At 60.3% G+C, this 20,834-nt stretch carries 15 protein-coding genes; 7 read left to right on the top strand and 8 right to left on the bottom strand.

Translation table 11 applies throughout. From position 1 onward, the window contains the following. Positions 1 to 77 precede the first annotated feature (77 nt). Positions 78 to 1,904 (top strand): hypothetical protein, encoded by a 1,827-nt coding sequence (locus tag RG836_RS16590; protein WP_310847515.1) that lies wholly within the window; start codon positions 78 to 80, stop codon positions 1,902 to 1,904. A gap of 12 nt (positions 1,905 to 1,916) precedes the next feature. On the opposite strand, the gene RG836_RS16585 is transcribed toward RG836_RS16590, so the two are convergent. The 3 genes from RG836_RS16585 to RG836_RS16575 all read right to left on the bottom strand — a co-directional run bounded on the left by RG836_RS16585 (position 1,917) and on the right by RG836_RS16575 (position 4,981). Next, positions 1,917 to 2,246: a PA4575 family protein gene (locus tag RG836_RS16585; RefSeq protein ID WP_310847512.1), complete on the bottom strand. Its 330-nt coding sequence runs from the start codon at positions 2,244 to 2,246 to the stop codon at positions 1,917 to 1,919. A 34-nt stretch (positions 2,247 to 2,280) separates the two neighbouring features. Continuing rightward, positions 2,281 to 2,430 carry a hypothetical protein gene (locus RG836_RS16580; protein WP_310847509.1) on the bottom strand — a complete coding sequence of 50 codons (150 nt, stop codon included), beginning with the start codon at positions 2,428 to 2,430 and terminating at the stop codon, positions 2,281 to 2,283. 112 nt (positions 2,431 to 2,542) lie between these two features. Continuing rightward, positions 2,543 to 4,981, bottom strand: coding sequence for a Lon protease family protein (locus RG836_RS16575; RefSeq protein ID WP_310847507.1), 2,439 nt, complete (start codon positions 4,979 to 4,981; stop codon positions 2,543 to 2,545). 276 nt (positions 4,982 to 5,257) lie between these two features. On the opposite strand from RG836_RS16575, the gene RG836_RS16570 reads away from it, so the two are divergent. The 3 genes from RG836_RS16570 to RG836_RS16560 all read left to right on the top strand — a co-directional run bounded on the left by RG836_RS16570 (position 5,258) and on the right by RG836_RS16560 (position 8,278). Next, complete coding sequence (locus tag RG836_RS16570) at positions 5,258 to 5,746, top strand: DUF3015 domain-containing protein (protein WP_310847506.1); 489 nt, start codon at positions 5,258 to 5,260, stop codon at positions 5,744 to 5,746. A 93-nt stretch (positions 5,747 to 5,839) separates the two neighbouring features. Next, entirely contained in the window at positions 5,840 to 7,693 is a 1,854-nt protein-coding gene (locus tag RG836_RS16565) for an Lnb N-terminal periplasmic domain-containing protein (protein ID WP_310847504.1), read from the top strand. 90 nt (positions 7,694 to 7,783) lie between these two features. Continuing rightward, on the top strand, positions 7,784 to 8,278 hold the full coding sequence (locus RG836_RS16560) for a GreA/GreB family elongation factor (RefSeq protein WP_310847502.1): 495 nt from the start codon (positions 7,784 to 7,786) through the stop codon (positions 8,276 to 8,278). A gap of 242 nt (positions 8,279 to 8,520) precedes the next feature. Here RG836_RS16560 and RG836_RS16555 read toward each other — a convergent pair whose 3' ends face one another. Together RG836_RS16555 and ettA are read right to left on the bottom strand one after the other, a co-directional pair. Continuing rightward, positions 8,521 to 8,979, bottom strand: coding sequence for an REP-associated tyrosine transposase (locus tag RG836_RS16555; protein ID WP_310847738.1), 459 nt, complete (start codon positions 8,977 to 8,979; stop codon positions 8,521 to 8,523). 388 nt (positions 8,980 to 9,367) lie between these two features. Beyond that, positions 9,368 to 11,032, bottom strand: coding sequence for an energy-dependent translational throttle protein EttA (gene ettA, locus RG836_RS16550; RefSeq protein WP_310847501.1), 1,665 nt, complete (start codon positions 11,030 to 11,032; stop codon positions 9,368 to 9,370). A 284-nt stretch (positions 11,033 to 11,316) separates the two neighbouring features. On the opposite strand from ettA, the gene RG836_RS16545 reads away from it, so the two are divergent. Next, positions 11,317 to 15,165, top strand: a complete 3,849-nt coding sequence (locus RG836_RS16545) for a sensor domain-containing protein (RefSeq protein ID WP_310847500.1) — start codon at positions 11,317 to 11,319, stop codon at positions 15,163 to 15,165. Between the two features lie 248 nt (positions 15,166 to 15,413). Further along, positions 15,414 to 16,667 (top strand): serine hydroxymethyltransferase, encoded by a 1,254-nt coding sequence (glyA, locus tag RG836_RS16540; protein WP_310847499.1) that lies wholly within the window; start codon positions 15,414 to 15,416, stop codon positions 16,665 to 16,667. A 158-nt stretch (positions 16,668 to 16,825) separates the two neighbouring features. Here the strand turns inward: glyA and yjiA are convergent, their stop codons facing one another. From yjiA to RG836_RS16525, 3 genes are all read right to left on the bottom strand, one after another. Continuing rightward, positions 16,826 to 17,797, bottom strand: a complete 972-nt coding sequence (gene yjiA, locus RG836_RS16535; RefSeq protein WP_310847497.1) for a GTPase — start codon at positions 17,795 to 17,797, stop codon at positions 16,826 to 16,828. A 158-nt stretch (positions 17,798 to 17,955) separates the two neighbouring features. Further along, positions 17,956 to 18,153, bottom strand: a complete 198-nt coding sequence (locus RG836_RS16530) for a YbdD/YjiX family protein (RefSeq protein ID WP_042561171.1) — start codon at positions 18,151 to 18,153, stop codon at positions 17,956 to 17,958. A gap of 14 nt (positions 18,154 to 18,167) precedes the next feature. Next, on the bottom strand, positions 18,168 to 20,234 hold the full coding sequence (locus RG836_RS16525; protein ID WP_310847491.1) for a carbon starvation CstA family protein: 2,067 nt from the start codon (positions 20,232 to 20,234) through the stop codon (positions 18,168 to 18,170). Between the two features lie 162 nt (positions 20,235 to 20,396). On the opposite strand from RG836_RS16525, the gene RG836_RS16520 reads away from it, so the two are divergent. Further along, positions 20,397 to 20,765 (top strand): PilZ domain-containing protein, encoded by a 369-nt coding sequence (locus RG836_RS16520; RefSeq protein ID WP_310847489.1) that lies wholly within the window; start codon positions 20,397 to 20,399, stop codon positions 20,763 to 20,765. The last annotated feature ends 69 nt before the right edge of the window (positions 20,766 to 20,834 follow it).

Raw genomic sequence — 20,834 nt, 5'->3', positions numbered from 1 at the left:
CTGCGCGTATGTCACAAGGTTTTTCTGCTAGTGTCGAAGCCATTGACAGGTCAGCGACGTCGGACGGGAAGACTGGAATGGATGTGCGATTACCGTTTATGGGTGTGAGTCTGGGTGTGATGCTGCTGGTGGGCTGCTCACCCAGCGAAGAAAAAAAACAAGTCAGCCTCGAAGATAAAACAACACGATTCGAACAATCACTGGATGCAATCAAGGACGAAAAACTCAAGGACGCCGTGGCCGAGCTCGGCGGCTCGCTGCTGTTGCTCGAGCGCGCGCAGTTGAAACTGCAGAGCAAACCACTGGAAACCGAGTACGGCAGCGACGCCATGGCGCTGCTCAAGCACTACCCGACGCCGCAGGCCTTGGTCGACACCTATATCGGCGGGTTGTTTGTGCTGCGCAAGACTTCCAGCTCCGATTACCTGACCGATCTGTCGCCGGTGTTCCCGTTCAACTTCAACACGCCGACTCAGTTTCCGTTCCCCCATGGTTTGGAGTGGCAGTCGGTCACGCTGAGCAACAAACGGGTGATCCCGTTCCAGCCGGAATGGTCCGAGACCGACCCCGGCATCCAACTCAGCCCGTCGAGCGCGAATGTCGAGAGCCCTGACGACCTGACGGTGACCTACCCCTACATCGATGGCCTGGACGTCGACCCCAAGACCCAGCCGCAACCCGTCCTGCTACAGGGCAAAGTCGAGGTGATTGCCCCGCGCAGGATCGCTTCCTTCAACCTGAGCAAGGGCGACATCGGCCAGACGCGCTCGGACGACAACATCAGCGTGAAACTGCTGGGCCTGGAAAAAAACATTGCCGAAATCGAGGTCAGCAATAGCGCACCATTGGCGGACGAGGTGGCTGGCACCGCGCTTAATCCGCTGATCGTCCAGGCCAAGGACAGCACCGGGCAGTGGCTGAGCCGCGCCGGTTCGATCAACGAAAACGCCGCGCAAGTCGCGTTCTACGAAAAACAATTGGCCAAGATGCAGGCGCAAACCGTTTGGAGCGACGCGTTCGAACAGCAGCTCAAGGCCGAACAACTGGCCTTCGACCAGCAGCAGGGCCGGCATTACAGCAAGGTGTACTTCAACGGCACCCTGGAATCGGTGGAGGTCAACGTGCTCGACTTCTCCCAGGCCACGGTGACGCGCAAAGACCTGCAACTCCCGGTGCGGCACTTCGACCCCAACACTACCGAAAAAACCATCGAGCCCTTGCCGATGCCCGTGGTGGTATACGACGACCAGGCGCCCGCCTGGCTCAAAGGCGCAACGCTCAGCGAAGACCAACTGAAGGGTAACGTCAGCATCAGCCAATCAGTGGAGGACGCCACCGCCGCGCGCATAGAGTTCGATCATCTCAAGACGTTCAACGACGAATTGCTCGGCACCTCGTTCAATCCTGGCGCGGCGCCCCTGACTTTCTTCACCGCAAATGATCAGGGCAAGCGGGGCGAACCCATTGAGCTGCCGCCGGAAGCCTATGAGATCGACCCATTGCAGGGCACCATCACCTACGATTTGACGCTGTTTCCGGAAACCCCGGCCTTCGCGGTGGGTTCGATGCCGCTGTTTCTGGCACGGATTGCCCGTCAGGACCTCGACCTGCAGCAGTTACCCAAGGGCCTGGAGCTCAAGGGCAATGCGCTGGTGGTCGATGAGAAAGAGTTTCCCGCGCAGGAATGGCGCTTTTTTGCCAAGGACGACAGCGGTAATTACCTGAAGGAAGTGCTGTCAGTCAGCCACGATGCCGAATTGCACGGGCCGTCGCTGTTCAACGTGCATTATTTCTACGGCCAGCCAACCCGCCTGGAAAGTTATCAACGCACCGACCTCGACACTGTGCAATACGGCTTCCAGGTCAAGCTGGACAAGGCTGACACCGCCAACCTGGTCCAGTGAAACGCACTGATCTCAGTGTTCGACACCGCCCAGGCTGCGCCCGCGCCCGCCGTTGATCTCCCGCAACTGGGCTTGCAGGTGCAGGCTCCAGATCTGCGGGTCATCGGCCAGCTCATAGCCGTGCAGCGTCAGGCTTTCAACAATGGTGTCGAGAATTGACTCGGCCACGAACGGCCCGTGAAACGGTCCTTGGGCCTTGATGGCGGAAGGTTGCTCACCGGCCATCCCGGCGGCGAACAGCAGGGTCCACATGCCTGTATCGCCGGCCAGTGGCTTGATGGCACATTCGATACGGGTCACGAGACCCAGGCATTGACGGGTGAGGCAGAGGTTGCGCGACATGGCGGCGACCCTCGATTTACCGGTTATTCAACCTTCACGGGAAGGCTGTTTCGATCCAGTGATTCTGTCGATCCTTGAGCTGAGGATAGAAGAAAAGTCGGTAGCGCAACGCCATCAGCACCAGAATGCGCCGAATGGTCATTGTGTGAATATTGACGTCAGGGTGATGGCGTTTGCGGGTCATGCCATAGAACAATTGTGGGAACGAGCCTGCTCGCGAAGGCGATGTACCAGGCAGACTGAGGGACCGCTTTCGCGAGCAGGCTCGCTCCCACAAGGTGTTGCGTCATGGCGGATTACGCGGGTTTAGCCTCCACCAACGCCTCTTGTGCCAATTCCTTTTCCGCTTCTTTCAAATCTTCCTCGCTGATCATTTCCGCAATCACTCGCAGGCGTTCGACCACGCGAGCGTTGACGCTGCCCTCGGGAAACTCGCCGTTTTCGTCCGGCGCGCCGGCCGGCTCACCGACCAACAAACTCAGCGCTTCGTCAGCCTGGCGCACGGCGTAGACGTGGAACTGCCCGGCGCGCACGGCGGCCAGCACTTTCTCGTCGAGCATCAGGGTCGCGACGTTGGCGTGGGGGATGATCGCCCCTTGCTCGCCGGTCAGCCCGCGCGCTTCGCAGAGGCGGAAAAAGCCTTCGATCTTCTCGTTGACCCCGCCCACCGCTTGCACTTCGCCGAACTGGTTGATCGAGCCGGTGATCGCAAAGCATTGCTTGAGCGGGGTTTTGGACAGCGCGGAAATCAGCGTGCATGCCTCGCCCAGCGACGCACTGTCGCCGTCGACATAACCGTAGGATTGCTCCAAAGCGATGCTCGCGGAAATCGCCAACGGGAATTCCTGGGCGTAACGGCTGCCGAGGTAACCGGTGAGGATCATCACGCCCTTGGAGTGAATCGGCTGGCCGAGGTTGACCTCACGCTCGATGTCGACGATGCCACTCCCGCCAGGGTAGACCGTGGCGGAAATCCGCGCCGGCACGCCGAACGCCGAGTCGCCGACTTCCAGCACGGTGAGGCCATTGCACTTGCCGACGGCGGCACCATCGGTATCGATCAAGATGATCCCGGCCAGCATGTCGTCGAGAATCCGCGCCGACACGCGCCCGGTGCGCGTGGCCTTAGCCTTGAGCGCGCGTTCGATGTGGCCGGCATCGGTCATGTCGTCGCTGGCCAGGTGACGGATGAAATCCGCCTCGCTGACCAACTGGAACAGGTCGCCGATCCGCGCCGACAACCGCCCCTGGTGTTCCGCCAAGCGCGCACTGTAGGTCGCCAGGCGCGCGACAGCGTCGGCAGTCAACGGCGCCATGCCTTCTTCCGAAGTGCGGGTTTTGAGCAACTGAGCGAACTGCTCGAGGCTCTCGTCGACCATCGGGATGTCTTCGTCGAAGTCGACCAAGACGCGGAACATCTCCTGGAAGTCCGGATCGAGGTCTTGCAGCGTGTAATACAGTGAACGGGCGCCAATGATGATGACTTTCACCTGCAGCGGAATATGCTGCGGTGTGAGCGTCACCGTCGCCAAGCGGCCCATCTCGCCCAGCGGCGATTCCATTTTCAGTTTGCGCGATTGCAGGGCGCGTTTCAGCGCATCCCACACAAACGGCTCGCTGAGCATTTTGTCCGCTTCAAGGATCAGGAAGCCGCCGTTGGCGCGGTGCAAGGCGCCGGGACGCAACTGGCGGTAGGTGGTGTAGAGCGCGCCCTGGTCAGTGCTGTATTCGATGCGGCCGAACAGGTTGTCGTAGGTCGGATGCGGCTCGAACACCACCGGCGCACCGCCGCTGGCCGGATGCCCGACCACCAGGCTCGGCAGGTATTGCTCCTCGAGCAATTTGCGGGCGACGGCGTCGGTCTTGCTGTCGTCGACCAGTTGCTCCACCACGGTTTTCAGCAGGTACACCTGCATAGCTTGCAGATACCCGCAGACCGCAGCATTCTCGGCGTACTTCTCCGACAACGGAGCAAGCAATGGCTGCAGCGCCAGGGTGATGGTTTCTTCGTTGAGCTGGCGCATCTGGTTGCTGGACTCGCGCTTCCACTGCGGCAGGCTGGCGAGTTCTTCGTTGAGGCGTTCTTCCAGCCCGGAAATGTCTTCGTGGAAGCGTTCGCGTTCGGACTCCGGCAATTGCGCGAATTCCGCTTCGTCCAGCGCCTTGCCTTCGCTCATCGGGGTGAAGGCGATGTTGCTGCTGTCGCGGTACAGCGCGACGTCTTTTTCCAGGGCCAGGCGCTCGATCACATCGAGGGCACGGTCATAGCGCTGGTTGAAGGCGCGGTCGATGGCACTTTTTTTCTGCTGGTAGGACGGATGCTCGAACACTGCCGGAAAAGTCGCCAGCAGGTTGTCGATCAGGCCGTTGATGTCGTCGGTAAACGCACCGGCGCTGCCTGATGGCAACTCCAGGGCGCGGGGCTCGCGCGGTTCGTCGTAGTTATTGACGTAGACCCAGTCCGCCGGGGTTTGCAGGCGTTTGCCTTCAGCCTTGAGGTAGCGTTTGACGAACGAGAACCGGCCGGTGCCGGGTTCACCCATGACAAATACGTTGTAACCGGGGCGCGGCATTGCCACGCCGAACTGCAGCGCTTCGACAGCGCGTTCCTGGCCAAGCACGCCGCGAAAAGGCTCCAGATCATTGGTGGTAGAGAAGCTGAACTGTTCAGCGGAAAACGGACGGGTCAGCGCTTCAGGCGCTAGACGCAAGCTGGCAGCAACAGGATCAGGCATCGGGCTTCCTTACATCAGGCGGGGCAGTTGACGGCATTCTGGCGCCGGCCAAGGCGAACTGGCAAGGCGCACCGCAGGTAAAAGCATAGCCAAGCGCTCAGACCCCGGCCGGGCAGGGCGAAAACAGCGTCGCAGACAAATGTTTCGCAAAAAATCACGGAACCCTTGGAACGTGCCTAAACTCCAAACTGCGCGGCTGGAACTAATAACCGGCCCACTGGCGCCATTAGGGGCCAGACCCTTGTCCATTGGTATGCACATAAAGAGAACAAAGCTATGAAACGGATTCTTCTCGGTACTCTCTTCACCGCTGTATCCATCAACGCTATGGCTCAAGCGCCAGGCGGCCCGGATTGCGGTTGGGGCAACATGCTGTTCGAAGGTCAGCGTGGCACCCCGGCTCACTTCCTGGCATCCACCACCAACGGCACTTCCGGTAACGCAACCTTCGGTATGACCTCTGGTACCAACGGTTGCTCGACCAACGCGTCGCTGACCTATGGCGGCAAATCGTGGTTTGCCATGAATGGCATGATGAACGAGCTGTCCGAAGACATGGCTAAAGGTAACGGCGAAGCGCTGACCACCTATGCCGTGGTACTGGGCGTGGCGCCGGAAGACCGTGCGCATTTCGCTGCTGTCACGCATGAGCACTTCCAGCAGATCTTCAGCAAGGCTGACGTGACCGCTGAAGACGTGCATACCAACACCATCGCTGTTCTGAAAGGTGATGCTCGTCTGGCCAAGTACGCCACTCAAGCATAAGCTCGACCACCCGCTCCTTTCGGGGGGCGGGTTTTTGTTTTTTGGACCTAACCCTTCCTGGGTCTTTGTTTTCCCCGACTTAAGTTGCCCACTATGCTCAAACGCCTTGCCTGGCTGGCGCTCTGTGTCTGCGCGCCGCTGTCTGCCGCACCGCATCTCGACCCTCAACGTTTGCAGCAACTGGCCAACGATCCGTTCTGGATTTCCCTGGGCCATTACGAAACCGCCAAGCTCGGTGGCTGGCGCAGCTATGTCAGCGACAAGAAATTCTTCCTCGCGGCCGACGGCAACGAGCACCCCGACCGCGAACTCGCCGCCACCGTGCAAGCGTTGTATGCCCCGGCCAGCGCTGGTCAGCAGCACGCGCAGTGCGTTTACCCGGCGCGCAGCCGCTGGCTCTCGGCGCAACTCAACCTCAGCGACCTGCCCGCGGTGGATTGCAGCGAATTCAAGCAATGGTTCAAGGATGTTTCGCCGCACAGCGCGGTGATGATCTTCCCGGCGGCCTACCTCAACAGCCCGTCCTCGATGTTTGGCCACACCCTGTTGCGCATTGACCAGGCCGGGGTACAGAGCGACAAAACCTCGCTACTCAGTTACGCGATCAACTTCGGCGCCTACATCGAGGGCTCCGACAACAGCATCCTCTATGCCTGGAAAGGCTTGATGGGCGGCTATCCCGGGCTGTTCGCGCTGGTGCCCTACCAGGAAAAACTCTCCGAGTACCGTAGCCTGGAGAACCGCGACCTGTGGGAATACCGCCTCAATCTGACCCAGGCCGAGACCGAACGCATGGTCGAGCACGTCTGGGAACTCAAGCAGATCCAGTTCGACTATTTCTTCTTTGACGAAAACTGTTCGTATCGCTTGCTGGAATTGCTCCAAGTGGCGCGACCGAGCCTGCGCCTGACCGAGCAATTCCCGCTGACGGCGATCCCCACCGACACCGTCAAAGCGGTGAAAGAGGCCGGATTGGTCGAGTCCATCGAGTATCGCCCGTCTCGCGAACGTGAATTGCTGAGCCGTGCCGAACCACTGGACAGTGACGAGCAGCAGTGGGTGCTGAAGGTCAGCGCCGATCAGAAACAATTGCAGGAACCGGCGTTCAAGGCGCAACCCAAGGACCGCCAGGCGTTGATTATCGACGCGGCCTATCGGCTTGAGCGTTACCGCGCCAACGGCCAGGAGCGCGATCCCGCGCGGGCCCAGCGCAGTTTCGAACTGCTGCGGGCAATCAACCAGAACCCGGCGCCGAACCTCGACATTGCGCAGCCTGGCCTGCCCGAGGACGGCCACGAATCGCGCACCTGGCAGGCTGGCATCGGCACCCGGGGCGACAAGGCGTTCGGCGAATACGGCCTGCGCATGGCTTATCACGATCTCAACGACAACATGGAAAGCTTCCCGCTGGGCGCGCAGATCGAAATCCTGCAAATGAAACTGCGTCAGTACGAAGGCAATCACTGGCAGTTCCAGCAATTGGACCTGGCGACCATTCGCTCGCTGACCCCGCGCAACGAGCTGCTGCAACCGCTCTCGTGGCAGGTCACCGGCGGACTGGAGCGCGTGCCGGGCAAGCATGACGACGAAACCCTGGTCAGCCACGTCAATGGTGGCGGCGGTGGCACTTGGCAATTGGGCGACGACATGCTGGGCTTTGCCCTCGGCACGGTACGCATTGAGCACAACAATGACTTCGCTGGCTTCATCGCCCCGGCGGCCGGCTTCAACACCGGGCTGCTGTGGAAAAACCCGGTGGGCAACCTCAGCCTCGAAGCCAAGGGCGACTACTTCACCAACGGCGAAGTGCGCCGTAGCCTGAGCCTGAATCAGCAGTGGGAATTGTCGCGCAACGTTGGTCTGCGCCTCACCGCCCAGCGCGAATTCAGCCAGTTGGCCACCCCGGAAACCGAAGTGATGCTTGAAGTGAAGTGGTATCACTACTAACACCCGCGCCCGCAGAGACAGTCGAAAACAGACATTCACCGAAACTAATTCCCTGCGAGCATGGCCCAAACTCCATAACGGGAGAACGTCATGAGTCGCGCCTTCGTCAACGAAGACAATGCTGCCGCCCAAGCCGACACACCAGTGGAACGGCAGGTGAGCGCGCAGCCCAATTACGTCACACCAACGGGCCTGGCCCAATTGCAGGCAAAGGTCGCCAAGTTGCAGCAGTTGCACAGCGCCGAAAGCAAGAAGGCCGACCAGGCCGACAAGCAGCGCCAAGCCGACCTTGAGCGCGACTTGCGCTATTTCAACCAGCGGCTGCAAAGCGCTCAGGTGGTGGCGGTATCGGCATCCGGGGACAAGGTGCAGATCGGCAGCCGCGTAACCTTTGCCGACGAGCACGACAATGAACAGCAGGTGTGCCTGGTGGGTGAGGATCAAGCCGATGCGGCGGCGGGACTGATCAACTGGGGTTCGCCACTGGGGCGAGCATTGCTGGGTGCCAGGGTGGGCGACGAAGTGCTGTGGAAGCGGCCGATGGGAGATGTGTTGATTGAGGTTATCGCCGTAGATGTCGGGTGAACTCCAAGGCCTCATCGCTGGCAAGCCAGCTCCCACAGGGTTTTGCGTTGGTCGTGGGTCTTGTCCACAGCACTAATACCTGTTGGAGCTGGCACAGGTTTTTGTGCTGGCCACAGGTGTTGTTCATAACCCTGATACCCGTCGGCGCTTGCAAAGGTTTTTGTGCTGAACACAGATTCTTTGGACGACAGTGATCCCTGTGGGAGCTGGCTTGCCAGCGATGAAGGCGACGCGGTGTCAGCTCAAATCCAGATAGCATCCCACAGCGGATAGTCGCCAAGCTTTTCGACAAGCCCGGCCCGCAGTGGGTTTGCCACGACATATCTAGCCAATTTCACTAAATCCTCCTCTCGCCTCAGTGCCCGGTCGTGATAACCCTGCTGCCAAAGCGGCCCGGTCCTGCCACTCGAAAGATTCACCTCTCTGGCGATCAGGGATTTGGTCTGGCGCATCAGCTTTCTGAGCGAACAGTTTTCCAGCTCGATTAGCCAGTGAAAGTGATCAGGCATAACGACCCAAGCCAGTGAAGTCGCCAATCCAAGGTCCTGTGCCCGGCGAAATTGATGAACCACCCTTCTGCCCAACGCGAAGTCGCTGAAAATCGGTTCACGATCCAGTGTGTTGGTGGTTAGCAAATAGATGCGGTTGGGCTCGGCATAGCGTCCCGTTCGTAAACGGCACGATGCGGGGAAATCAGGCATTCCTTTGCCTCTCATGATGGACTCATGAAAAGGCTAGACCTCAAAATGCCAAGAGGTCTGACACACGTTTAGCTGGATGTGTCTGGCAGAAAAGCAATCGCTGGCAAGCCAGCTCCCACAGGGTTTTGTGTTGGCCACAGGTCTTGTACGTAACACTAAGACCCCCGTTCGAGCTAGCACAGGTTTTGTGTTGGCCACAGGTCTTGTCCATAACCCTGATACCTGTCGGCTCTTGCATAGGTTTTTGAGTTGAACACGCATTTTCTAGACGACAGCGATCCCTGTGGGAGCTGGCTTGCCAGCGATTGCCGCGCAACGGTGTAACTGACCCCCCATAAAAAAACGGAGCCCCAAAGGCTCCGTTTTTTAAAACCAACCGGCCGAAAGATCAGGCCAGTTTTTTGTGGCGTACCCGGTGTGGCTGGGCCGCTGCTTCGCCGAGGCGTTTTTTGCGGTCGGCTTCGTACTCGGTGTAGTTGCCTTCGAAGAACACCGCTTGCGAGTCATCTTCATACGCGAGGATGTGAGTGGCCACGCGGTCCAGGAACCACCGATCGTGAGAGATCACAATCGCAGCGCCCGGGAAGTCCAGCAGGGCTTCTTCCAGGGAACGCAGGGTTTCGACGTCGAGGTCGTTGGACGGTTCGTCGAGCAGCAGGACGTTGCCGCCCTCCTTCAGGGTCAGAGCCAAGTGCAAGCGACCGCGCTCACCACCGGACAGATCCTTGACGAACTTCTGCTGATCGCCGCCCTTGAAGTTGAAGCGACCGACGTAGGTACGCGACGGGATCTCGTAGTTACCGATGCGGATCTGGTCGGAGCCGTCGGAAATCTGCTGGAACACGGTTTTGCTGCCATCGAGGTCTTCGCGACTCTGGTCGACGCACGCCAGTTGCACGGTTTCGCCGACTTCGATGCTGCCCGAATCCGGTTGTTCCTTGCCCATCAGCATACGGAACAGCGTGGACTTACCCGCACCGTTACCACCGATCACGCCGACGATCGCACCTTTGGGCATGGAGAACGACAGGTTGTCGATCAACACGCGATCGCCATAGCCCTTGGACACGTTCTTGAATTCGATGACTTTGTCGCCCAGGCGCGGGCCGGCCGGGATGTAGATCTCGTTGGTTTCGCTGCGCTTCTGGAATTCCTGCGATTGCATTTCTTCGAAGCGTTGCAGGCGGGCCTTGGATTTCGACTGGCGGGCCTTCGCGCCTTTGCGCACCCACTCCAGTTCTTCCTTCATGGCTTTTTCGTGGGCCGACTGCTGCTTGGATTCGGCGGCCAGACGATCAGACTTGGCTTCAAGCCAGCCCGAGTAGTTGCCTTCGTACGGGATACCGGCGCCGCGGTCGAGTTCGAGGATCCAGCCAGCGACGTTGTCGAGGAAGTAACGGTCGTGCGTGATCGCTACCACGGTGCCCGGGAAATCGTGCAGGAAATGCTCCAGCCAGGCGACGGAATCGGCGTCCAGGTGGTTGGTCGGTTCGTCGAGCAGCAGCATGTCCGGGGCGGACAGCAGCAAGCGGCACAGGGCCACCCGACGTTTTTCACCGCCGGAGAGAAATTCTACCTTGGCGTCCCAGGCCGGCAGGCGCAGCGCATCGGCGGCGACTTCCAGTTGGCGCTCAAGGTTGTGGCCGTCGCCCGCCTGCAGGATGGCTTCGAGCTTGGCCTGTTCGGCGGCCAGTTTGTCGAAGTCGGCATCCGGTTCAGCGTAGGCAGCGTAGACCTCGTCGAGACGCGCCTGGGCATCCTTGATCACGCTGACCGCTTCCTCGACCACTTCACGCACGGTCTTGGTCGGGTCGAGGATCGGTTCCTGCGGCAGGTAGCCGATGTTCAGCTCAGGCATCGGGCGCGCTTCGCCCTCAAACTCGGTGTCGACGCCAGCCATGATTTTGAGCAGCGTGGACTTGCCCGAACCGTTGAGGCCGAGCACGCCGATCTTCGCGCCGGGGAAGAACGACAGCGAAATGTTTTTCAGGATTTCCCGCTTCGGCGGAACAACTTTGCCCAGCCGATGCATGGTGAAGACGTATTGAGCCATGGAGAACCTAGGGTCAGTGACGGATGAATGATGAGGGCGCAGGCAGAGCCTGGCCAGGCCGTGCGCGGCGTTCGCCGGACGGGGCCAGGGCGGGCGCGCTGAAAAAGCCTGATTGTAGGAGCTGGAACGCTCTTATGTAACCGGCAAAGCTACCTCAATGACCGAAGGCCGTCCAGCCGCGAAAGGCTGGCACTTTGCCACAACTCAAGGCATGCTAGCCGCCCTTCGGGCGTCCGGCTTATAGTGCACGTCGCGCCAGTCCAGCCAAACCGCAGGATTTCAGTTTGCTCAATGTGACCCCGCCTCCTCCCGCCAGTGCTTCGGCTGTTGCGCCCGGCACGCCCTTGCGCGGCACTTTGAAAGGTGCACTGGCCACTCTGGTCCTGCTGTTGCTCGCGCTATTGTTCTGGCAGTTGCTCGACCAATTGCGCGAAACCCAGAAAACCCAGCGCCAATACACCATCGACTACACCGCCGACCTGGCCGCGCAAGTCAGCCTGAACATGGCGCTGAATGCGCAGATCGCCCTCAACTTGCTGCCGATCGTCGAACATCCGCAAAGCGCTGACGAACAGCAGGCGTTGCTGCGCAAACTGCAACAGTCGCTACCGGAGTTGCGCAGCCTGGCGCTGCTCAGCCCTTCGGGCAAAGTCCTCAGTGACACCGCCAGTGCCAGCAACGACGCTGATTTCCTAGGTGACTTGGTGCGCCGCAGCCATGCCCAGGCCCACTACTTCAGCAACGCCACCGACGGCTCGGTGGTGCATTTGCTGCTGCGTCAGGCCAGCGGCGGCAGTCGCGGCTACTGGGCGCTACGCCTGGCGCCGACGTTTTTCTCTTCGCTGACCAAACAGGGCGACATGGGCATTCGCCCGCTGTGGCTGGTGGAGAATCGGGTCAATAAACAGATCATCAGCCGTGACGAGGCGATGCCCACGGCCCGCCCTGGCCTGCTGACCGAGGATGACTTGGCCAACAGCGTGCTGACCGTACCCTTGAGCAGCAGCGACTGGCAGATGCGCGGTCTGTTCGACCGCAAGCGCGTCATCGAAGAGTTGCTTCCGGCGTTTATCGGCAAATGCCTGCTCGGCCTGGCGTTTTCGCTGCTGCCGTTTATTGCCCTGCTGAACATCCGCCGCCGCCAGCGCCAACTCACTGAGGGCCGCCGGCGCTATCAAGATATCTTTGAAGGCACCGGCGTCGCCCTGTGTGTGCTTGACCTGTCCGGGCTCCGCGGCCATTTCGAACGTGCCCAGGTGTTCAGCAGCGAAACCCTGCAGCATTGGCTGGCGGACCCGGCGCAGCGGCATGAATTGCTTGAGCAACTACGCGTCACCGAAGTCAACCAGGTCGCCCTGCGCCTGCTCAACGTCGACTCCACCGAACAGGCGTGGAAGCTGTTGATTGCAGGCCAGGCACAAGATGGCATCGCCATAGGCGGGCAGATTCTGGAAGCGGTGTTCCATCAGCAAAAACAACTTGAGCTGGAAATCAAGCTGCCGGACCGCAATGGCCGCGACCAGCACCTGTGGCTGGTGCTGCGCCTGCCGGAGGAACAGCACGACTTCAAAGCGGTAATCCTCAGCATCAGCGACATCACCAGCCGCAAACTGGTGGAACTGTCGTTGCTCGAGCGCGAAGGCTTCTGGTCGGACGTAGTACGCACCGTGCCGGACCATCTGTATGTGCAGGACGTGATCAGCCAGCGGATGATCTTCAGCAACCATCACCTCGGCCAGACCCTGGGCTACAACCGTACCGAGTTGCATCAAATGGGCGAATACTTCTGGGAGCTGCTGCTGCACCCTGACGACGCCGAGCAGTACCACGGCCTGCGTCATGCCCAGCGCCAGGCCGGTTATAGCCAGTTATTGCAATGCCAGTTGCGCTTCCGCCATCGGGATGGCCTGTGGCGCCGTTTTGAAGTGCGCGAACAAGCCCTGGCCCGCGACCGCAACGATCACGTCACGCGGATTATCGGCGTGGCCAAAGACATCACCGACCAGATCGAAGCCAGCGAATCGTTGCGTGACAGCGAACAACGCTACCGCATGCTGGCGGAAAGCATCAGCGACGTGATTTTTTCCACCGACAGCGCTTTGTCGCTGAACTACGTCAGCCCCTCGGTGCAAGCGGTGCTGGGCTACAACGCCGACTGGATCTTCCAGAACGGCTGGCAGTCAACCATCGCCAACCCGCAGCAATTGACCGGCATCTATAGCCTGATGGAGCGCGTCAGCCGAGCCTTGAATAAACCCGAACAACTGGCCGAGCTGCGCAGCCAGGTGCAGACGCAGTTGTTCCTGTTCGACTGCCTGCGCGCCGACGGGCGCAAGATTCCCATCGAATTGCGCCTGGTGCTGGTGTGGGACGCGCACGGCGCCTTCGAAGGCGTACTCGGCGTGGGCCGCGACATCAGCCAGCAACGGCGCGCCGAGAAAGACCTGCGCATGGCCGCCACGGTGTTCGAGCACTCGACCTCGGCGATCCTGATCACCGACCCCGCCGGCTACATCGTGCAGGCCAACGAGGCCTTCAGTCGGGTCAGCGGCTACGCAGTGTCGCAAGTGCTTGACCAGTTGCCCAATCTGCTGACCGTCGATGACCAGCAGGAAGCGCATCTGCGCTACGTGCTCAAGCAGTTGCACCAGCACAGCACCTGGGAAGGCGAAGTCTGGCTCAAGCGCCGCAACGGCGAACACTATCCGGCGTGGGTCGGCATCACCGCCGTGTTCGATGACGAAGGCGACCTGGCCAGTTACGTGTGTTTCTTCAGCGATATCAGCGAACGCAAGGCCAGCGAGCAGCGCATTCATCGCCTGGCTTACTACGACGCCCTGACCCACCTGCCCAACCGCACGCTGTTCCAGGACCGCCTGCACACTGCGCTGCAATCGGCAGAACGGCAGAAGTCGTGGGTGGTGCTGATGTTCCTCGACCTCGACCGCTTCAAACCGATCAACGACTCTCTGGGCCACGCCGCGGGCGACCGCATGCTCAAGGAAATGGCCACGCGCCTGCTCGGTTGTGTCGACGATGACGACACCGTGGCGCGGATGGGCGGCGATGAGTTCACCTTGTTGTTGCAACCGCGATCCAGCCGCGACATGGCGCTGAACCGGGCGATCCATGTCGCGGAACAGATCCTCGCCAGCCTGGTGCGGCCATTCGTGCTCGAAGGACGCGAGTTTTTTGTCACCGCCAGTATCGGCATCGCCCTCAGCCCGCAGGACGGCAACGAGTTGAGCCAGTTGATGAAAAACGCCGATACCGCGATGTACCACGCCAAGGAACGCGGCAAAAACAACTTCCAGTTCTACCAGGCGGACATGAACGCCAGCGCCCTGGAACGCCTGGAGCTGGAAAGCGACCTGCGCCACGCGCTTGAGCAGGATGAATTCGTGTTGTATTACCAGCCGCAGTTCAGCGGTGACGGCAAGCGCCTGACCGGTGCCGAGGCGCTACTACGCTGGCGTCACCCGCGTCGCGGCCTGGTGCCACCGGGGGATTTCATTCCGGTGCTGGAAGAACTGGGCCTGGTGGTCGACGTCGGCGACTGGGTGATCAGCGAGGCCTGTCGCCAACTCAAGACATGGCACCAGGCCAAGGTGCGCGTGCCAAAGGTCTCGGTGAACATCTCGGCCCGACAGTTCTCCGATGGCCAGCTCGGCGAGCGCATCGCCACCATCCTCAAGGACACCGGCCTGCCGCCGGCCTGCCTGGAGCTGGAGCTGACCGAAAGTATCCTGATGCGCGAAGTCAGCGAAGCGATGCAGATTCTTGCCAGCCTGAAAAATCTCGGCCTGAGCATCGCGGTCGACGACTTTGGCACCGGTTACTCGTCACTCAACTACCTCAAGCAGTTCCCGATCGACGTGTTGAAAATCGACCGTACCTTCGTTGACGGCTTGCCGTCCGGCGAACAGGACGCGCAGATCGCCCGGGCGATCATCGCCATGGCCCACAGCCTCAACCTCGCGGTGATCGCCGAGGGCGTGGAAACCCACGAGCAACTCGACTTCCTGCGCGAGCACGGCTGCGATGAAGTGCAAGGCTACCTGTTCGGCCGCCCGATGCCGGCCAGCCGGTTCGAAGCGCAATTCAGCAATGATGCGTTGTTCGTGTTCGACTGAAGCTTGCGTGAGGTCCACTGGCCTCATCGCTGGCGAGCCAGCTCCCTCAGGGATTCTGGTTGTTCTCAATACGTGCAGACACCCTTGTCCACTGTGGGAGCTGGCTTGCCAGCGATAGGGCCTGCAAGAACTCCGCTGATCCCGTCATGAAGCCCACTTGTCTGCGACATGACGTCCTTTCATATGCCATCTAAAACCCGTTGGGTTAGAATGCCCCCCTTTTCTGCCCCCGATCCTTGAGGACCGCCATGTTCAGCCGTGATTTGACTATTGCCAAGTACGACGCCGATCTCTTTGCCGCCATGGAGCAAGAAGCTCAGCGCCAGGAAGAGCACATTGAGCTGATCGCTTCGGAAAACTACACCAGCCCCGCGGTGATGGAAGCTCAAGGCTCGGTACTGACTAACAAGTACGCCGAAGGTTATCCGGGCAAGCGTTACTACGGCGGTTGCGAGTACGTCGACATCGTTGAACAACTGGCGATCGATCGCGCCAAGCAACTGTTCGGCGCGGATTACGCCAACGTCCAGCCGCACGCCGGTTCGCAAGCCAACAGCGCCGTTTACCTGGCCTTGCTGTCCGCTGGCGATACCATCCTCGGCATGAGCCTGGCCCACGGCGGTCACCTGACCCACGGCGCCAGCGTTTCCTCCTCCGGCAAACTGTACAACGCCGTGCAGTACGGCATCGACGCCAATGGCCTGATCGACTACGAAGAAGTCGAGCGCCTGGCGGTCGAGCACAAGCCGAAAATGATCGTGGCCGGTTTCTCCGCCTACTCGCAGATCCTCGACTTCCCGCGTTTCCGCGAAATCGCAGACAAAGTGGGCGCTTACCTGTTCGTCGACATGGCCCACGTGGCCGGTCTGGTCGCCGCTGGCATCTACCCTAACCCGGTGCCGTTCGCCGACGTGGTCACCACCACCACGCACAAAACCCTCCGCGGCCCACGGGGCGGCCTGATCCTGGCGCGCGCCAACGCCGACATCGAGAAGAAGCTCAACTCCGCCGTATTCCCGGGCGCCCAGGGTGGCCCGCTGGAACATGTGATCGCGGCCAAGGCAATCTGCTTCAAAGAAGCACTGCAACCTGAGTTCAAGACTTACCAGGAACAAGTGGTGAAAAACGCCCAGGCCATGGCCAGCGTGTTCATCGAGCGCGGTTTCGACGTGGTGTCCGGCGGAACCAAGAACCACCTGTTCCTGCTGTCGCTGATCAAGCAGGAAATCTCCGGTAAAGACGCCGATGCCGCACTGGGCAAAGCCTTCATCACCGTGAACAAGAACTCCGTACCCAACGATCCACGCTCGCCGTTCGTCACTTCCGGCCTGCGCTTCGGCACCCCGGCCGTGACCACTCGCGGCTTTAAGGAAGCCGAGTGCAAGCAACTGGCTGGCTGGATCTGCGACATCCTGGCCGACCTGAACAATGAAGCGGTGATCGACGCCGTTCGTGAGAAAGTCAAAGCCATCTGCAAGAAACTGCCGGTGTACGGCGCTTAATCAGCCCGTTCAACCGCAACAAAAAACCGGCCCACAGTGGCCGGTTTTTTGTTGCCTGTCCTTCTCGCGTCGCGCTGCCTCACTCCAGACAACCCCAGCACCTGTAAAAGCGAGCTGGCTGGCGGCGGCGAGCGCAACAACGCGACGGAATCCGGGGCCTATTCAGCCGCCACCCGCGCGAACCCTTCGCGAATCTTCTCTTCCGGCAAATCATCGGCAATGAACACGATCACGCTCTCCCGCGCCTCGCCCTCGGCCCACTCGGTGTCCCAGTCGAAGCCATACAGCTTCAGAACACCTTGAAACACCATGCGCCGTGGTTCGCCGACAATATTCAGCACGCCCTTGTAGCGCAGCAATTGCTTGCCGTGATCTTCCAGCAGTTCGTTCATGAACTCGCTGAGCTTATCGATATCCAGCGGTTTATCGGTGCGCAGCACCAGGCTGGAAATACGGTCGATGGACGGCGCCTGGCTGACCGGCCGCAGGCTGACGCCACCGCCCAGATCGGCGTTCAGGTTGAAGCCGCGCACATCGAGCAATTCGGCGAGGTCGATTTTGCCGTGTTCGACCACGCGGATCGGCGCGCGGCGGTTGATTCGGGTGAGACGCTCGCTGAGGGCTTCGAACGCCGCAGCGTCCACTAGATCGGTCTTGCTCACCAGCAAGCGGTCGGCAAAACCGATCTGCGCCTGGGCGATGGTCTGGGTCAGGTGCTGCTCGGCATGGGCGGCGTCCACCAGGGTGATGATGCCGTCCAGGATATAACGCTCGCGCAGTTCTTCATCGATGAAGAAGGTTTGCGCCACCGGCGCCGGGTCGGCCAGGCCGGTGCACTCAATCACCAGACGATCGAAGGCGATCTCGCCGCTGTCGAGGCGTTCCAGCAGCAGGTACAGGGCCTTGGTCAGGTCGGTGTGAATGGTGCAGCAGACGCAGCCGTTGGACAGCGTCATCACTTGCACCGGCTCGGCGCCCAAGAGTTGGGTGTCGATGCCGGCGTCACTGAATTCGTTTTCGATCACGGCGATCTTCAAGCCGTGCTCGGCCTTGAGAATGTGCCGCAGCAAAGTGGTCTTGCCAGCGCCGAGGAAGCCGCTGAGGACGGTTACTGGAATGGGAGAGGACAACTCAAACCTCCTGTTTCACACAATAAAGGAGCAACACAAAAATAAATGTGGGAGCGAGCCTGCTCGCGAAAGCGGTGTGCCAGTCAACTGCTGGCTGACACATTGCCTTCGCGAGCAAGCCCGCTCCCACAGGGGGATTGCATCAAGCCGAAGTCAGGCTAACAGCACTTCGGCCCACCTTTGCCACCGTAACGGGCTTCCTGACGCTCCCGAAAGAACATTTCGTAGCTCATTACCGGTTTGTCCGGGTGTTTGTTTTGCATGTGCTCGACGTAAGTGTCGTAGTCGGGCATGCCGACCATCAGGCGCGCGGCCTGACCGAGGTATTTACCGAGGCGACTCAGGTCATTGAACATGCTGCATTCCTCGGTTACGCATCAGGCTGGGCCTGGAACGGTGCTTCTTTATCCGTGCGTTCCTTGCTGCCCCAGGCGGCGATACCGACTTTGAGCGCGTAGAACAGGATGCTGAACACCACGAACAGGAACAGCGTGGTCAGCGTTGCGTTGGTGTAGGCGTTGAAGATCACGTGGTTCATTTGCTCGACACTCTTGGCTGGCGCGAGGATCTGGTTGTTGGCCAGGGCATCGCTGTACTTCTTCGCCAGGGACAGGAAGCCGATCGCCGGGTTGGCGTCGAACAGCTTGATGAAGCCTGCAGTCGTGGTGCAAATCAGCAGCCAAACGGCTGGCAGCATGGTGACCCAGATGTAGCGCTGGCGCTTCATTTTGATCAACACGACGGTGGCGAGCATCAGCGCGATACCGGCCAGCATTTGGTTGGAGATGCCGAACAGCGGCCACAAGGTGTTGATACCGCCCAACGGATCGACCACGCCCTGATACAACAACCAGCCCCACATCGCCACACATCCGGCGGTGGCGATCAGGTTGGCGGTCCAGGACTCGGTGCGTTTGAGCGAAGGCACGAAAGTACCGAGCAAATCCTGGAGCATGAAGCGACCGGCACGGGTACCGGCATCGACTGCGGTAAGGATGAACAGCGCCTCAAACAGAATCGCGAAGTGGTACCAGAACGCCATGGTGTTTTCACCTGGCAACACGCTGTGCAGAATCTGCGCGATACCCACCGCGAGGGTCGGCGCACCGCCGGCACGGGCCAGGATGGTGGTTTCACCAATGTCGTGAGCCACCGCTTGCAGGGCTTCCGGGGTGATTGCAAAACCCCAGCTGCTGACGACCTGGGCCACAGAAACCACGTCACTGCCCACCACGGCAGCCGGGCTGTTCATAGCGAAGTACACGCCTGGCTCGATCACCGAAGCGGCAACCATGGCCATGATCGCCACGAAGGACTCCATCAGCATTGCGCCGTAACCGATGTAACGGGCGTTGACTTCGTTATCCAACAGCTTCGGCGTAGTGCCAGAGGAGATCAGTGCGTGGAAACCCGACACCGCGCCACAGGCAATGGTGATGAACAGGAATGGGAACAGACCGCCCTTCCACACCGGCCCGGTACCGTCGACGAACTGGGTCAGCGCCGGCATTTTCAGCTCGGGCATGGTCACCAGGATGCCGATCGCCAAGGCGATGATGGTGCCGATTTTGAGAAAGGTGGACAGGTAGTCGCGAGGGGCAAGGATCAGCCACACCGGCAACACCGCAGCGACGAAGCCGTAGCCGACCAGCATCCAGGTGATCTGGATCCCGGTGAAGGTGAAGGCCTTGGCCCAGACCGGATCAGCGGCAATCTGCCCGCCCAGCCAGATCGAACCCAGCAGCAGCAACACGCCAATCACCGAGATCTCACCGATGCGGCCCGGGCGGATGTAGCGCATGTAGATGCCCATGAACATCGCGATCGGGATGGTCGCCATCACCGTGAAAATACCCCAAGGGCTTTCGGCCAGGGCTTTCACCACGATCAGCGCCAGCACCGCGAGGATGATGATCATGATCAGGAAGCAGCCGAACAGCGCGATGGTCCCGGGGATGCGGCCCATTTCTTCACGGACCATGTCGCCCAGCGAGCGGCCGTTACGGCGTGTGGAGAGGAACAGGACCATAAAGTCTTGAACCGCACCCGCCAGGACGACACCGGCGATCAGCCAGAGCGTGCCGGGCAAGTAGCCCATCTGCGCGGCCAAAACCGGACCGACCAGAGGCCCCGCGCCAGCGATGGCCGCGAAGTGGTGACCGAAGAGGATGTGTTTGTTGGTCGGAACGTAATCCAGACCGTCATTGTTGAGCACGGCGGGGGTGGCCCGTCGCGGGTCGAGCTGCATCACATGAGTAGCAATGAACAGACTGTAGTAACGGTAAGCGACCAAATAAATGGCCACTGCGGCAACTACGATCCACAAGGCGTTGATCGCCTCGCCGCGGCGCAAGGCCACTACGCCCAGGGCGCACGCTCCTACGATTGCCAGCACCAGCCAGGGTAAGTGGCGTAGCAGGCTATTATTATTTTTCATTTTTTATTATTCCAGCCAGAGTGGACAAGAAAGACAGCCACCCCGAGTTTAGCGCTGTTAGCGATAAAGGCCATACCCGACATTGGTATAGCTGCGCCCGGACCGGGTGGCGGCCGTTGTAAAGGGCGGTCTATAGTCAGCGGACATCAAGAGGATTGCGCCATGAGCGAGCACCCGGCCGAACGCCGTCGTTTCAAACGTATCGCCTTCGACGCCCGCACCGAGTTGAGCCAGGGCGAGTACATCTGGCCGGTCAAACTGATCGATCTGTCACTCAAGGGCTTGTTGATCGAGCGGCCGGAGCCGTGGCTGGGCGATCCGGCCGAGGATTTTTTCGTCGACATTCACCTGAGTGACGACATCGACATCACCATGGACGTCCACCTGACTCACGAAGATCACGGTCAACTGGGTTTCGTCTGCCGGCACATCAGCCTCGAATCGATCCAGCGCCTGCGACGGCTGATCGAGCTCAACCTCGGGGATGAGGCTGAGCTGGAGCGGGAGTTGGGGGCGTTGATCGAGCTTTAGCTGATCGAGTTTTAGAAGCAGGAGCGAGCCTGCTCGCGAACGCGTCAGCACATCCAGCACTGATGTTCG

The sequence above is a fragment of the Pseudomonas rhizozeae genome (genome assembly GCF_031583775.1).
Classification (GTDB): domain Bacteria; phylum Pseudomonadota; class Gammaproteobacteria; order Pseudomonadales; family Pseudomonadaceae; genus Aquipseudomonas.
Note: the sequence above shows the minus strand (reverse complement) of the source record. Positions and strands in the feature narration are given on the sequence as shown.